The 14,348-nt window shown below is 55.5% G+C and carries 14 protein-coding genes; 11 read left to right on the forward strand and 3 right to left on the reverse strand.

Going from position 1 to position 14,348, the window contains the following annotated elements; genetic code table 11:
* Positions 1-98: 98 nt before the first annotated feature.
* Positions 99-1,160, reverse strand: a complete 1,062-nt coding sequence (locus tag SFX18_11200; protein ID MDX1963712.1) for a hypothetical protein — start codon at positions 1,158-1,160, stop codon at positions 99-101.
* 90 nt (positions 1,161-1,250) lie between these two features.
* Positions 1,251-1,412, reverse strand: a complete 162-nt coding sequence (locus tag SFX18_11205; protein ID MDX1963713.1) for a hypothetical protein — start codon at positions 1,410-1,412, stop codon at positions 1,251-1,253.
* Positions 1,413-2,353: 941 nt separating this feature from the next.
* Between SFX18_11205 and SFX18_11210 the strand changes: the two genes are divergently transcribed.
* From SFX18_11210 to SFX18_11220, 3 genes are all read left to right on the forward strand, one after another.
* Entirely contained in the window at positions 2,354-2,635 is a 282-nt protein-coding gene (locus SFX18_11210; GenBank protein ID MDX1963714.1) for a flagellar biosynthesis anti-sigma factor FlgM, read from the forward strand.
* A 438-nt stretch (positions 2,636-3,073) separates the two neighbouring features.
* Positions 3,074-6,193, forward strand: coding sequence for a PSD1 and planctomycete cytochrome C domain-containing protein (locus SFX18_11215; GenBank protein ID MDX1963715.1), 3,120 nt, complete (start codon positions 3,074-3,076; stop codon positions 6,191-6,193).
* A gap of 87 nt (positions 6,194-6,280) precedes the next feature.
* On the forward strand, positions 6,281-7,792 hold the full coding sequence (locus tag SFX18_11220; protein ID MDX1963716.1) for a DUF1501 domain-containing protein: 1,512 nt from the start codon (positions 6,281-6,283) through the stop codon (positions 7,790-7,792).
* A 32-nt stretch (positions 7,793-7,824) separates the two neighbouring features.
* Here the strand turns inward: SFX18_11220 and SFX18_11225 are convergent, their stop codons facing one another.
* Positions 7,825-8,355 (reverse strand): hypothetical protein, encoded by a 531-nt coding sequence (locus SFX18_11225; protein MDX1963717.1) that lies wholly within the window; start codon positions 8,353-8,355, stop codon positions 7,825-7,827.
* A 507-nt stretch (positions 8,356-8,862) separates the two neighbouring features.
* Between SFX18_11225 and SFX18_11230 the strand changes: the two genes are divergently transcribed.
* The 8 genes from SFX18_11230 to rplV all read left to right on the forward strand — a co-directional run bounded on the left by SFX18_11230 (position 8,863) and on the right by rplV (position 14,240).
* The gene (locus SFX18_11230) at positions 8,863-9,561 is read left to right on the forward strand and encodes a PEP-CTERM sorting domain-containing protein (GenBank protein ID MDX1963718.1); all 699 of its coding nucleotides are present in this window, start codon (positions 8,863-8,865) and stop codon (positions 9,559-9,561) included.
* A 236-nt stretch (positions 9,562-9,797) separates the two neighbouring features.
* Complete coding sequence (gene rpsJ, locus SFX18_11235; GenBank protein ID MDX1963719.1) at positions 9,798-10,127, forward strand: 30S ribosomal protein S10; 330 nt, start codon at positions 9,798-9,800, stop codon at positions 10,125-10,127.
* Between the two features lie 368 nt (positions 10,128-10,495).
* Positions 10,496-11,185, forward strand: a complete 690-nt coding sequence (gene rplC, locus SFX18_11240; GenBank protein ID MDX1963720.1) for a 50S ribosomal protein L3 — start codon at positions 10,496-10,498, stop codon at positions 11,183-11,185.
* Positions 11,186-11,261: 76 nt separating this feature from the next.
* Positions 11,262-11,930, forward strand: coding sequence for a 50S ribosomal protein L4 (gene rplD, locus SFX18_11245; GenBank protein ID MDX1963721.1), 669 nt, complete (start codon positions 11,262-11,264; stop codon positions 11,928-11,930).
* A gap of 155 nt (positions 11,931-12,085) precedes the next feature.
* Positions 12,086-12,403 (forward strand): 50S ribosomal protein L23, encoded by a 318-nt coding sequence (gene rplW / locus SFX18_11250; GenBank protein ID MDX1963722.1) that lies wholly within the window; start codon positions 12,086-12,088, stop codon positions 12,401-12,403.
* Between the two features lie 95 nt (positions 12,404-12,498).
* Positions 12,499-13,359 (forward strand): 50S ribosomal protein L2, encoded by an 861-nt coding sequence (rplB, locus tag SFX18_11255; protein ID MDX1963723.1) that lies wholly within the window; start codon positions 12,499-12,501, stop codon positions 13,357-13,359.
* A gap of 143 nt (positions 13,360-13,502) precedes the next feature.
* A complete protein-coding gene (gene rpsS, locus SFX18_11260; protein MDX1963724.1) occupies positions 13,503-13,784 on the forward strand; it encodes a 30S ribosomal protein S19 in 282 nt (93 codons plus the stop codon).
* A 123-nt stretch (positions 13,785-13,907) separates the two neighbouring features.
* Entirely contained in the window at positions 13,908-14,240 is a 333-nt protein-coding gene (rplV, locus tag SFX18_11265; protein MDX1963725.1) for a 50S ribosomal protein L22, read from the forward strand.
* Positions 14,241-14,348 lie beyond the last annotated feature (108 nt).

A 14,348-nucleotide genomic window follows, 5' to 3' on the forward strand; every position in this document is an offset into this window, starting at 1 on the left:
TTTGGTAAGTAAAGGCTAGGATATTCGCACAAGGCACAGAATTTGACGGTAGTAGTGCAAATTACTTGGTTTACGGGCTAAAACCCTTACCATGTCCGTTACTCTGGCTCCGCCGATGGGCGGCCTTTTCCCGGGCGATTTGGCCCTTTGGGACGTGGTCCTTCGCCTGGAGCGCCTGGCTCACCCGGATTTGCTCCGCCAGGGCGGAAAAGTCCCGGTCGACCCGGTCCCCCTTCGCCACCGGGGCCGGGACGGGGGCCACCCATGGGACGCAGTTCTTCGCGGTCAAGCTGGCCATCGTTGTTCTTATCCAAACTTTTGAGGGCTTCCGCGGCATTGGCGATTTCATCGGCGGATATGGTGCCGTCCTTATCCGCATCCAGAACGATCATCAGTGGCCCCATGCCCATTCCCCCTGGACGGCCTGGACCACCTGGTCCACCGGGGCCACCGGGGCCACCTGGACCGCCAGGTCGACCTGGGCGGCCAGGACCACCGGGTCCACCCGGACCGCCGGGGCCTACAGGGCCTTCTGGGCCACCTGGACCTACGGCGGGAGGAGCTACCTCGGGGGGAGCGTCCGCCGGGGGTTTATCGTTCATTGCGGGATCAGGCGCGCTCCCTCCCGACAGTTCCCGCATTCGCTTCATTCCCGCCGTAAATTCTTCTTCGGTAATGCTGCCATCTTGGTCCTTGTCCGCCATTTTTAGCAGCCGGCCCAGGCGTTCGCGGCGTTCCTCGGGGACGTCATCGATCGAGACCTTGCCATCACCATCTTGATCGAGCCGTTTAAAGAGTTGGGCGGGGTTGATGCGATCAGCCAGGGGGTTGCCCCCCGGTCCGGCCAGACCACCGGGGAGGGCTTCTCCCGCTGGGGTTTTTTTGGCCAACCCCGCGGTAAATTCAGCCACGCTGAGTGTACCGTTGCCATCCTTGTCGGCGTTGCGCAGCAGTCGCGCAACCAGGCGTTTTTGCTCGGCGGGGACTTCGTCGGTGGCTAATTCGCCATCGGCGTTTTTGTCCAGTTCGGCAAACAGTTCCGCGTTTTTGGCTTCCACGGCGTCAGGTTTCGGCTGGGGGTCTTCGGCAAAAATCAGGCTCAGCGGCGTTACCAGGGTCAGGCTGGCGCAGCAGAGGGCATGTTTCCAAAAGCGTTTCATAGTGAATGGTCCTGAAAAAAAGGGAGCGCGGACCGGCAAAGTCCAACGTAAAAACGGCAAATTAATTTAAAAATGCCCGTGGTGCGACACCTACGGCTCATAAGAACTATAACGGTCCAGCGGGGCAAATGTCGCCTGGGGAAGCGAATAATTGGAAAAGGGCGTGGCTAAGGCTGGTTGGGAAACCCAGTTCAGAAACCCCGTGAGTGTGGCAAAGTCCCGTGTTTTTTGCAAAAACTTGCTAGCAATCAAGAATAAAATCCCCCGCTGCCAGGCTACCAATCTTGTCAGATTTTACTATTTTGCTTAGGATCCCATCGGAATAAAAATTCAAAATATTTCAGGGTACAAGCGAACAGATAGTTGGAGACTGCGTAAGACTGATGTGGGGAGTTCCCATCCTGGATTTAGTGCATACGGGGCCGAAAAGATTTGCAGGTCGGTTTTTGACGGTCAAATGGAGTTGATCGTTGTTATCTATCAAGCCGCAGGTTTGCCGATTGGCAGATGATACTTATTGATAAAGTAAGAACTTGTGGTCAGGTTGATGGAGCAACGTCTCCCTTTGGCGTGAATCATCGGACCGAATTTTTTGTTGGGTCGCTATTTCGTTGGGTCGGTGGCGTGTTTGGCGACTTGGATTCCCACGATGTTGTCATTCCGCCACACCCCGGGAAAAAATGCGACGAGAGCGTTGCGGGACGGTGATGTTTAGCCCGGAATTTTGATACCCGGCATGTTGAAGTTTAACAACATTGCCGCGCCCAAGGATTAAGTGTTCGCTCTGCACGCAATCGGAGCGATGCGTATGATCCGGTCAACAGGCATTTGGCGGGATTTTGGGTTTTTGGTCAGTTTTTTACCCGATGTTACCCAGTACAGGGTTGGTGATCCGGCTATCAAGCGCGTGCGGTTTGATCGCAATTTTTGAGAGGCCGGATTTCGCCCCACAAAATACATATTCCTTATGAGTCAAATGCGGTAGTTGTGTTGCGGGGTGTTCGCCCGCTACAAAAGGCCCGAGGTTGGCTGGGATTGTCCGAAAAACCCGTTCGGGTTTTTCCCCGGCAGACAACGGTCGACACGATTTTCCCGCGTTTGCACCGACGATGGTCGGTTTACCACGACTAGCGGAATTTGCCGGGTGACTCGCCCTGCCTGGTCGAATACCGCGTTTTTGGGAGAGTTAGATCATGCAAATTTACGGAACCGCCCACTTGCACGGACCCCAAGGCATCGGCACGCCGCACATTAACACCCGCTCCGGGGGAACCACCGGCGCGGCCAGCGGGATCGACACGCGCGACACGCTGGAGATTTCTAGCCAAGGTCTGTATGCGGAAAAGCTGGGGAATTTGCCCGACATTCGGGCCGATCGGGTGAATGCCATCCGTCAACAAATTGCCAGTGGCACTTATGAGACCGATGACAAACTCGACGCCGCCCTGGACCGCCTTTTAGACGAATTGGCGTAGAATGTGCTCTTCACAGTCCGCTGTGAAGAATAAATGTAGGGCAGAATATGCTGCTATGTGGCGGGATCTTCCCGGTTTCGCAGTATGAAGTAGTTCTGTTACGGCAGCGGGACGCTGTTTGGTACGTGGCCGGGACCTTCCAGGTTTCGCAGTATGAAGTAGTTCTGTTACGGCAGCGGGACGCTGCCTACTACTTTATTCGGCAGCGGGACGCTGCCTGCTACTTTCCCCGCCACGGGACGCCGGCTGCTACGCTAGGGAATTTCTCTTCCCTTCTAACTCGAAAAATTGCTTGCATTTCCCCCCCGCCAAGCGCAAACTCAAAGGCTGGGGGGAAAACTCTCCCGCCCACCCCGCCCGCCTCCGCCACAACTCGGCGGATCACAATCCGCCCTACAAATAGCCCCCGCTATCTACCAACTAAGAAGGTTCCCGCCGATGCGAACGTTTTCGTGGGCCTGTGCCTGCTTTAGTCTGTGGATCATTATCGTTGGTTTCACGCCCTGTGTGCGGGCGGATGGGCCTGCCATGCCCCCCGCGAACGCTGGCGAAGTCAGCTATCGCCACGACATCCGACCGCTCCTTTCCGACCGTTGTTACAAATGCCATGGCCCGGACGAGGCGCAGCGCCAGGCGGGGTTACGCCTGGACGTGGCCGAGGGTTTTACCGCCAAAACCGACTCGGGTGCAGTGGCGATCCTGGCTGGCAAAAGCGCGGAAAGTGAAGTGCTCCAGCGGATCACCTCCAGCGATCCCGCACTGAAAATGCCCCCTCCCGACAGCGGAAAAACGCTGACCGAGCAGGAAATTGAACTGATCCGCCGCTGGATCGATAGCGGCGCGCCGGTGCAGCAGCATTGGTCGTTTGTGGCTCCCACCCGGCCTGAACCCCCGACCGTGGCCAACGAATCATGGGCCAAAAACCCGCTTGATCGGTTTATTCTGGACCGGCTAAATCGCGAAAAGCTTACTCCCGCACCCTCCGCGGACAAAGTCACCCTCATCCGCCGCGTCACGCAAGATTTGACTGGTTTGCCACCGACCGTGGCCGAGATTGACGCGTTTTTGGCTGATGAAAGCCCCGAGGCCTACGAAAAGTTGGTGGATCGACTGCTGGCCTCTCCCCGCTACGGTGAACATCAGGCCCGCTACTGGCTGGATGCCGCCCGCTATGGCGACACGCACGGTTTGCACCTGGATAACGAACGCTCGATGTGGAAATATCGCGATTGGGTGATTGACGCCTATAACAACAATCAGCCCTATGACCAATTCGTGATCGAGCAACTGGCCGGGGATTTATTACCCGAACCGACTCCGCAGCAAAAAATCGCCACCGGCTTTAACCGCTGCAATGTCACCACCGGCGAGGGGGGGTCCATCGATGAGGAGGTGTTGGTCCGTTATGCCGTGGACCGGGTGGAGACCACCGCCACGGTTTTCTTGGGCCTGACCGCGGGCTGTGCGGTTTGCCATGACCACAAATATGATCCCCTGACCCAAAAAGAGTTCTATCAGTTGTTTGCGTTCTTTTATAGCACGCAGGACGCGGCGATGGACGGCAATCAATTGCTTCCTCCCCCTTCCATTAAAATTGCCTCCGCCGAACAAGAACAAAAACGCCGCGAACTGGATGAGCGATTAACCGCCTTGCGAACGCAAATTAGCGAAAAACTGGCCAGTACCCAGTACACCGACCCTGGTCCTCCGGCGGACACAAAATTAGGAGAAACCCAGGAATTTGTCTGGATCGAGGATGACCTGCCTGCCGAGGCCAAGCCCGAAGGAGGTTGGGAATTTGTCACCGCTCCCGCGCCAGTCCATAGCGGCGAAAAATCGCACAAACGGACCGCCACGGGGTTAAGCCAACACTTTTTTACCGGGGCAAAAATCCCCCTCAAGGTCGGCGCCGGGGACAAACTGTTTGCCTATGTCTTCCTTGACCCCGCCAATCCTCCTAAGGAAATCATGCTCCAATGGAATGACGGCCAGTGGGAACATCGCGCTTATTGGGGCGAAAACGTCATTCCCTGGGGCGCGGATAACTCGGGTGCCCGTTACCGGGCGGGAGACCTGCCCGAAGCTGGCAAATGGGTCCGCCTGGAGGTCGAAGCCGCCCAAGTCGGCTTGAATCCCGGGGCCAATATCAATGGTTGGGCGTTTACCCAGCATGACGGGACCGTCCATTGGGACAAAGCGGGGATCGTGACCAAAACACCGCAAGGGACGCCCAACTTTGAATCGCAAATCGTGTGGGAAGAATACGCCAAAAGCAGCAATGAATTGCCCCAGCCCGTGAAGGACGCGCTAAAAATCGAAGCGGACAAGCGGGACGACGCCCAAAAGAAAGCGATCCGCGAGCATTTTTTACAGTATGTTCATCCGCAACTCAAAGAGACGTTTACGGAACAGCAGTCACAAATCACCGCCACTCAAAAGGAACGGGACGACCTGGAAAACTCGATCCCCAGCACGCTCGTCATGGCCGATATGGAAAACGAGCGGGAGACGCGATTGCTCATTCGCGGGCAATACGACAAAAAAGGGGACAAGGTGGGACGGGCTCTTCCTGCGTGGTTGCCGCCGCTCCCCGCCGGCGCGCCGCTGAACCGTTTAGGCTTGGCCAAATGGCTGGTCGATCCCAGCCACCCGCTGATGGCGCGGGTCACGGTCAATCGCCTATGGCAACAGTTTTTTGGACAGGGATTGGTTAAAACGGCCGAGGACTTTGGGGCGCAGGGGCAATTACCCACGCATCCCGAGCTTTTGGATTGGCTGGCGGTCGAATTTCGTGAAAGTGGCTGGAATGTGAAGCATTTGCTCAAGCTGATCGTCACGTCGCAGGCCTATCGTCAGTCCTCGGCGGTGACACCCGAACTGGTCCAGCGCGACCCAACGAACGAGTTATTTGCCCGCGGGCCGCGCTTTCGACTGGATGCCGAGGGGATCCGCGACGCGGCGCTGTTTGTCAGCGGGCTGATGGTCGAAAAAATCGGCGGAAAAAGCGTCAAGCCGCTCCAGCCGGAGGGGTTGTGGGAAGCGGTCGGCTTTATCGGCAGCAACACCCGCGAATTCAAACCCGATGCGGGAGAGGCGTTGTATCGGCGCAGCATGTACACCTTTTGGAAGCGGACCGCCCCGCCGCCAAATCTTTTGACCTTTGACGCCCCCAGCCGCGAATACTGCACCGTCCGTCGCGCCCGGACAAATACCCCCTTGCAGGCCCTGACGCTACTCAACGATCAGCAATTTGTCGAAGCTTCGCGGTTTTTTGCCGAACGGATCCTGTCAGAGGGAGGAGCCAACCCCGCCGAACGCCTGGCTTGGGCGTATCGCTCCGCCCTGGGTCGCAAGCCGACCGAAGTCGAGGCGGCGGTCCTGCAGCGCGTGCTGGATCGACAGTTGGAAATCTTTAAGGGGGATGTGGAAAGCGCGAAAAAGCTGCTGGCCGTCGGGCCCAAACCCGCCAACGCCGCGCTGGACCCGGCGGAACACGCGGCGTACACGCTAGTGGCGAATTTGATTTTGAACCTGGACGAATTTGTGACAAAAGAATAGCGATCAATATCAAATCTGAAATTTTAGATTTGAAACTGGTTTTGTCTTTCATTCTGAATTCATCATTCATACTTCTGACTTTATAACATGGACCCTCGCCTAGAATTTTTCCAACTCGAAACCCGCCGCTACTTCTTTGGTCGGATGGCCACCGGGCTGGGCGCGGCCGCGCTGGGATCGCTGATCTCGCCGCAATTACTGGCCAACGACGCCAGCGGCACATCTAGCGCGGTAAATAACACCGCGGCCACGGGTGGCGATCCCCTGGCGACCGTGCCCGGCGCGGCCCTGCCAAACTTGCATTATGCCCCCAAGGCCAAGCGGGTTATTTGGCTGTTTATGGCGGACGGACCGTCGCAGTTAGACTTGTTTGATTATAAGCCCAAGATGGCCGAATGGTACGACAAGGACCTGCCCGACACTGTCCGCAACGGCCAGCGGATCACCACCATGACCAGCGGTCAAGCGCGGTTTCCCATCGCGCCCACGATCTTTAAGTTTGCACAATCTGGCCAGCAGGGGGCGTGGTTTAGCGAATTAGTGCCGGAAATGGCCAAATTGGCGGACGATTTGTGTATTATTAAGTCCATGAACACCGAGGCGATCAACCACGATCCGGCGATTACCTTTATGACAACCGGCAGCCAAATTGCCGGTCGGCCCAGCCTGGGGGCGTGGCTATCATACGGCATTGGCAGCCCTAACGCCGATTTACCCTCGTTTGTCGTGCTGCATTCGCGCATTGCGAATGGCTCGCAGACGCAGGCGCTCTTTGCCCGGTTGTGGGGGTCGGGTTTTTTGCCAACCAAGCATCAGGGGGTTGCGCTCCGTTCGGTGGGCGACCCGGTCCTGTACCTTAGCAATCCGCCGGGTGTCTCCGGCGACGCCCGCCGCAATATGCTGGACGGCCTGGCCGAACTTAACCAGCAAAAACTAGCCGCCGTGGGCGATCCCGAAATCAACGCCCGCATCGCGCAGTATGAAATGGCCTTCCGCATGCAAACCAGCGTGCCAGAGCTGGTGGACATCGCCGCGGAGCCGCAAAATGTGCTGGATTTGTATGGGCCGGACGTGAAGGAACCGGGGACGTTTGCCTATAACTGCCTGCTGGCACGGCGATTAGCGCAGCGCGGCGTGCGGTTTACGCAGGTCTTTTTGCGGGGATGGGACCATCACGGCAGCCTGCCGTCTTCCATCAAGCAGCTTGCTCCGTACATGGACAAGGTTTGCGCGGGACTCATTCGCGACCTGAAGCAGCAGGGAATGCTGGAAGACACACTGGTCGTCTGGGGGGGAGAGTTTGGCCGGACGATTTATAGCCAAGGAACCCTGACCAAGGACAACTACGGCCGCGACCACCATCCGCGCTGCTTTACCATGCTGCTGGCTGGCGGAGGGGTCAAACCGGGCGTCGTGCATGGCGAGACGGATGACTTTAGCTACAACATCACGGATAAGCCGGTCCATGTGCACGACCTGAACGCCACGATCTTGCATCAGTTGGGCATCAACCACGAAAAGCTGACGTACCGCTTTCAGGGGCGCGATTTCCGCCTGACGGACGTGCATGGAAATGTGGTCAAAGAGATTTTGCTGTAAGCGCTAAGTTTCTGGTAGAAGGTGTTGTGCGGCTAAGGGTTGCGTGCGATGACTTCTTCCACAAGTTTTAGTTTTAGATAAAATTCGCGAGTTGTCTTGCCACTTACTTTGGACTCTTTAGCTTCCGTGCTGGCGGTTAATATTCCCCTGAGCTTTGACGATTGATAACGAAGGGTTAGTTCGTCTCCCGGATTGTTCTGGCTCAGATTTTCGTCCGCGGCCAAGATAATTCCCATACTTTCTGCGGTTTTTTGCAAATCGGTCACAGCCGCGACGACCGCTTTCTGCGCTTGGGGTGGATCTGTTGCCGATGTCAAAGCCAAGTATTCTATCAGGCCCAATTGTCCCGTGGGACTATTTTTGTGTTTGTTGTAGACCAAGGTGCCGTTGCTTGTACTAATGCCAAATTTATTTGCAACACACCATTCCCAAAACGGGGTAGTTTGATTCCGGAGTATAGGCTGCTGCCAAGTACCGCAGCCGGAAAAAACGATAACACAAACGAGCAGCGCAAGCTGGCATATCCAGGGATAAGGACTAGGACTGTAAACGCATTTTTTCATGACTGGTCAAGCTTCTCCAATCTCTTTCTTCTAACCCCGCCGCCAACGCCCATAGCAAATTGAGGCTAGTGCGGGGGTATTTGCGCTTTACCAAGTTATAGGCCCAGGTAGCTCCAACCCTCTGCAGTTCCTCGATTGTGGTTATCCCGCATTCCCTGAGGCAGCGTCCACTAGCAGGACCGATATTTCGGAGTTCTTCGATAGGTTGCGTCATCGAAGGGATTGCGACAGTGCGGAATAACGGCATGGATGCTATCGTTAATAGGAAAACTCCGTCCGCCAATAATACATTTTTATACTGGCATTTTAGACATTACTTTCTATTTAAACTATACTTTGACGCTCTTGACAGACGGAAAAAAATGCATATTGGCCCAGAATCATTTTATTGAATATTCCCCGTGCAAAATTCTTGATTATCGGCAAGGTTCTAATTAAATTTAGCGTCTGGCAGGGGATCGCTCAAATTTTCCACTCATGTTTCTCACAACCGGGAAAGGGACGCTCATGAACCACACCACATTTCGTTCTTGCTGGGTCGCGGCTTGGGTTTTTTGCTGCGCGCTGGTCGTTAGCCCGGCTTGGGGCACCATTTTACTTTTTGACAATGACCCGGATTTTACTAATTTTGGCATCCTCCCCGTCAACTACGGCGACAATGTCAACGCCTTGACCATGGGCACCTTTAACTATGGCCTGGGGAAAGGATTTACCCCCAATATTGCCTTGGATTACCGCACCCTGGATATCGCAGGCGGAAACAGCGCCACCCTCAATAACTACCTGACCACCTGGACGACAGGCTACAACGAGTTGATCGGCGTCGCGTATCCAACCGAGCCAACCAGTACTGGTGAAATCGCTTTTGTGCCCGAGCCTGGCTATGCCGTGCGACTCAATAGCTTTCAAGTGGGAAATTGGAGCTTTTTTGCTAAAAATCAGCACGCACGCTTATATGACGAGGATTACAACTTACTACAGACCTACCCGCTAGCGCTGCCTGGAAGCGGCAGCGGCTCGTCTGTCTTGGTAACCCCCAACTACACCCACGGGGGTAAATTAATCTTGCAATTTGGCTTGGACTGGAATGTGGGCATTGACAATGTGAATTTTGACCAGATTGTGATCCCTGAACCGAGTGTGGTGGCGGGTTTGGTGGTCCTGGTAATCTTTGCCAGCTACTGCCGTTTGCGACGAATGACCTGATTCATGCGCATTCCCATGATTTGCCATAAGTTGTTTATGGATGGCAGTTTATGTAATTTTAAGATCCTCTTGACGGTATTTTGCGGTACTGATAGAATGCAGGGCTTGCCACTTTTGGCATTGGATGGTTGAGTTGGCAAATGTGCTGTTACTGGCATTTGCCTGAGTATGTCAAACAACTTGATTTTTCCCTGGTAATTCCGGCGGTAATCAAGCGAAATTCATCGGAGCAACCCGTGGCCGCAGCCTCGCAAGAACGTATTCGCATTCGGATGGAAGCCTACGACCATACCGTGTTGGACCAAAGCGCGGCGGAAATCGTCGATACCGCCAAGCGGACCGATTCCGTTGTGCATGGGCCAATCCCGCTACCAACGCGGATTGAACGGTACACGGTGCTTTCCAGCCCGCATATTGATAAAAAGGCCCGCCAGCAATTTGAAATTCGGACGCACAAGCGGCTGATTGACATTATGCAGGCCACCGCCAAGACAATTGAAGCCCTCAATAAGCTGAGTTTGCCGGCAGGTGTTGATATTAAGATCAAAGCCAGCAGCCGGTCATAAGGGTCGTGTTTGCGGATTAGGGGGCTTGGGAAGAGATTGTTGTTGAGTCGGGTGGTTGGTGTAGGGTTTTAGGATTTCAATCGGAAAAATGGCATGCCGCCCCTTGTGGCGACATGTTCAATTCCGTAGGATAACGAATCTTTCCCCTTGGTCGGGTCGTTCTCGTCCTGGGGTGTGTAATTTTGGTTGTTTTTACCCGTTCCGTTTGTCCGTAAGGCATTCTTTGACTTGCATGACACGGATGCTCGGGGGATAAGGCAAGACATCTGGCGATTGGGCGGTAACTCCCATTCGCCGGACAAATCACCGCCTAGCGCGGGATTTGGTTCTTGTGCTTCCGCCAGCCAGACTGCGTAGGAATCATAGCCATGGCACTGGGATTACTCGGCCGCAAGGTCGGGATGACGCAAGTATTTAATGAAGCGGGGGAGGCTATCCCCGTTACGGTGATCCAGGCGGGTCCTTGTCACGTGCTGCAATTGCGCACGCGGGACCGTGATGGATACGAGGCGGTGCAAGTTGGCTATCTTGATAAACCACGTCGTCTGGCTTCTCGTGCACAGCGCGGCCAGGTTGCTCCCCTGGAAAGCAAGCGTTCTAAGCTGCGTGCCCAGGCTGGTGTTGAGCCAGCCGTAAAAGCCAATTGCGAACCCCAGCGTTATGTGCGGGAGTTTCGTGTACCCGCTGGCGACTTGGCCGTGGGCCAGCAGTTGCGGGTGGATCTCTTTAACGAAGTCAAAGCGGTCGATGTCACGGCCAATACCAAGGGGCGTGGTTATACCGGTGCCATGCGGCGTTGGGGCTTTAAGGGGAATCGCGCCACCCACGGTGTCAAGAAGTATCATCGCGGTATCGGCGGTACGAGCGGTAACACTCACCCCGCTCGTACGTTTAAGAACAAAAAGATGGCCGGTCATTATGGTAATGAACGGGTCACGACCAAGAATATCCAATTGGTGCGGGTGGATTTGGAAAATAACTTGTTGTTGATTCGCGGATCTGTTCCTGGTCCAGCGGGTGCTTTGGTGAGTATTCGTCCGACTAATATTAAGCGTTAGTCTTGGCGTTGAGCGTGGATTTTGGCTGCAATTTACCGGTCGCGTTGATGCGGCTGTTTGCCTAGCAGGTGCGATTATGGTCAGTTTGGTTGTCTATGATCGGGCGGGAAAAGAAGTCGGCACGATGGATGTCGATCCGGCGGTCTTTGCGCCCACGATCAATCGGCAGTTGTTGCATGATGTGGTGGTGATGTACCAGGCCAATCAGCGGCAGGGGACGTTTCGGACCAAGTCGCGCGGCATGGTGGCTGGGACCGGCAAAAAGATGTACCGTCAAAAAGGGACAGGCAACGCCCGTGCTGGTTCCAAGCAAAGCGGTGTGCGTCGTGGCGGGGGGCACATTTTTCGCAAGGATCCCCGCGATTTTAGCTATCGCTTGCCGCGCAAGGCGGTCCAGCTGGCCACCCGGATGGCGATTGCGGCCAAACTGCAAAGCAACCAGGTAACTGTGGTGGAGGACTTACACTTTGATAAACCGCGGACCCGCGAAATGGCGGCTATTTTGCGGGCGGTGCATTGCGCCGATCAGTCGCTCTTGGTGGGTTTGGCCCAGCATGACGAAAACGTGTATTTGTCCACGCGCAATATCGACAAGGTGGAAATCACCCCGGTGCGGGATTTGAACGCCTGGTCGATTTTGCGTCCCGCGCGGTTGCTATTAACCAAAAGCGCGCTTGAGCAGTTGACGCAGCAAGCGGCCGCCACGCCCAAGTCGCGCAGCCAGATGGCGGCTGCCGCCGGTTAGTGCGGGGTGTGGTTGGCGGGCGGGTATGGTGGGCCACATTGGTTGGATGTGGGCAATTGAAAATATGGTGGGTGCGGCGGCTGAATGGGGCCTAGGCTGTTTAGGTTGAGTGAGTGTTCGTAGGTAACGGGAATCCTTTGCAAGATTGAGTGATCATGTCGACTGAAAATGACAACCTGTCGCAGCCGGACCTGTTGCCCCCGCATCAGGTATTGATCCGCCCCTTAATTACCGAAAAGGGGACGGAGTTATCGGAATCCGATAACGTGTATGCTTTTCAGGTGAACAAAGCGGCGACCAAATATGATGTGCGCCGCGCGGTCGAGGAAATGTTTCATGTCAAGGTGCTGCGGGTGGCTATTCAAAACCGCAAGGGAAAACCCCGCCGCACGCGAGCGCGGATGAGCCAAACAGCGGATTGGAAGAAAGCGGTGGTCAAGCTGAGCGACGAGCACCGGATCGACTTTTTTTAATTAGTGGGTTGGTTGATTGGTTTTGGCGGCGGACGATTGTTAACCCTCCCCGCCGTTGTCACCGCACAACTGTTTGCCAGGACACATAGAATATCATGGGAATTCGACGATACAAACCGACTTCGCCGGGCCGCCGCGGCGCCACGGTCAGCGACTTTGCCGAGCTGACCAAAGGCTACACCGTGGAAAAGACCCTGACCCATCGCAAGAAAAAGCATGGCGGGCGGAACAATCAGGGGGTCATTACCGCGCGCCATCGTGGCGGGGGAAGCGTCCGCCAATATCGCTTGATCGATTTTCGTCGCGATAAGGACGGGATCCCGGCCAAGGTCGACTCGGTGCAGTATGATCCCAATCGCAGCGCTCGGATCGCCTTGTTGATTTATGCCGATGGAGAAAAGCGTTACGTTTTGGCTCCCGAGGGACTCACCGCCGGCATGACCGTGCAAAGCGGCCCCACGGCTCCGCCGACCGTGGGCAATGCGATGCCCCTGCGAAATATCCCCACCGGCATGCCGATTCATAATATTGAAATGCAGCCGGGTCGGGGCGGACGAATTTGTCGTTCGGCGGGGTCCAGCGCGACGTTAATGGCGCGCGAGGCGGATTGGGCCCAGATCACCATGCCCAGCGGTGAAATTCGCCGTATTCCTTCGGCCTGTCGGGCGACGATTGGCACGATGGGTAATTCCGATCACATGAATGTTGTGATTGGCAAGGCGGGGCGCAATCGCTGGAAAGGGATTCGTCCTTATGTCCGCGGCACGGCCATGAATCCGACCGACCATCCGCACGGTGGTGGTGAAGGTCGGACCAAGGGGGGGCGTCATCCGGTCAGTCCCACGGGCAAGAGCGCCAAAGGGGGCGGAACGCGCAAGCGCCGCAAACCCAGCAATTCCGCCATTGTGCGCCGCCGTCGGTCGCGGCGGTACGGTCAGATCAAGATCCCGCAGTAATTGTGGGTACTGTAATTTTTGTTACTGTAATTGTCAGCGCGCCACTGAGTGTCCGTTTGTTGCGGCTATTTGGATAACGGTTGGTTGGGTTGGTTTGCGGTGGGGACAAATATAAAGAATCCTTTTGGGGAGTTCCTGTTTCGATGAGTCGTTCGTCAAAAAAAGGTCCGTTTGTCGATCCCAAGGTTTATGCCAAGGTCGAAGCGATGAACAATTCCGGCCGCAAAGACCCGATCAAAACCTGGGCCCGCGCTTGCACCATCGTACCCGAATTTATCGGCCACACGTTTATGGTTCACAATGGCAAGGCCCACGTGAAAGTGTATGTGACCGAAGAGATGATTTTGCACAAACTGGGGGAATTTGCCCCGACGAGAACGTTTCGTGGCCATAGCGGCGCCAAAAAGGCCGAGGCCAAGCGGTAGTTGCCGGGCACGGTATTTACTAAGTAAGGCACTTACTGGGTACGGAAATCGATAGTCACACGGGTCGTATAGCGTTTTGGATGTTTTTTGGCGTTTAGTTTTTGTCGTGAGTTACGAATAGCCATGAGTTACATAGCCACCCATCGCTTTGCCCGGATCAGCGCCCGCAAGGTGCGGCCGATCGCGGATTTGGTTCGCGGCAAATACGCCGACGACGCTTTGGACATTTTGCGATACATGCCGCAACGGGGCGCACGCCTGCTGGAGGCGGTGATCAAAAGCGCGATTGGCAATGCCGAATCAAGCAACGAACGGGAATTGGAAAATTTGATTGTGGTAGATGCCCGCATCGACCAAGGTCCCATGTTCAAGCGGGTCCGCCCCCGGGCGCGGGGGATGGCCTTTATGGTTAAAAAGCGGAGCGCTCACATTCAGGTGCAGCTCGAGGTTTTGTAGGAGTAATGTTTGGGGAAATGGGGTTTTGCAGGTTCCGGTCCATTACCCAAAATGTGCTGATTCATCCGGGAAAGCCCTAGCGAACGAATTATTCAACTGTTTGAGACT

This window comes from Pirellulales bacterium (genome assembly GCA_033762255.1).
Taxonomy (GTDB): Bacteria; Planctomycetota; Planctomycetia; order Pirellulales; family JALHPA01; genus JANRLT01.

Coding starts and splice junctions, on each gene's coding strand:
- SFX18_11200 (MDX1963712.1), bottom strand. CDS start 1,160: ATGAAACGCTTTTGGAAACATGCCCTCTGCTGCGCCAGCCTGACCCTG.
- SFX18_11210 (MDX1963714.1), top strand. CDS start 2,354: ATGCAAATTTACGGAACCGCCCACTTGCACGGACCCCAAGGCATCGGC.
- SFX18_11215 (MDX1963715.1), top strand. CDS start 3,074: ATGCGAACGTTTTCGTGGGCCTGTGCCTGCTTTAGTCTGTGGATCATT.
- SFX18_11220 (MDX1963716.1), top strand. CDS start 6,281: ATGGACCCTCGCCTAGAATTTTTCCAACTCGAAACCCGCCGCTACTTC.
- SFX18_11225 (MDX1963717.1), bottom strand. CDS start 8,355: ATGAAAAAATGCGTTTACAGTCCTAGTCCTTATCCCTGGATATGCCAG.
- SFX18_11230 (MDX1963718.1), top strand. CDS start 8,863: ATGAACCACACCACATTTCGTTCTTGCTGGGTCGCGGCTTGGGTTTTT.
- rplC (MDX1963720.1), top strand. CDS start 10,496: ATGGCACTGGGATTACTCGGCCGCAAGGTCGGGATGACGCAAGTATTT.
- rplD (MDX1963721.1), top strand. CDS start 11,262: ATGGTCAGTTTGGTTGTCTATGATCGGGCGGGAAAAGAAGTCGGCACG.
- rplW (MDX1963722.1), top strand. CDS start 12,086: ATGTCGACTGAAAATGACAACCTGTCGCAGCCGGACCTGTTGCCCCCG.
- rplB (MDX1963723.1), top strand. CDS start 12,499: ATGGGAATTCGACGATACAAACCGACTTCGCCGGGCCGCCGCGGCGCC.
- rpsS (MDX1963724.1), top strand. CDS start 13,503: ATGAGTCGTTCGTCAAAAAAAGGTCCGTTTGTCGATCCCAAGGTTTAT.
- rplV (MDX1963725.1), top strand. CDS start 13,908: ATGAGTTACATAGCCACCCATCGCTTTGCCCGGATCAGCGCCCGCAAG.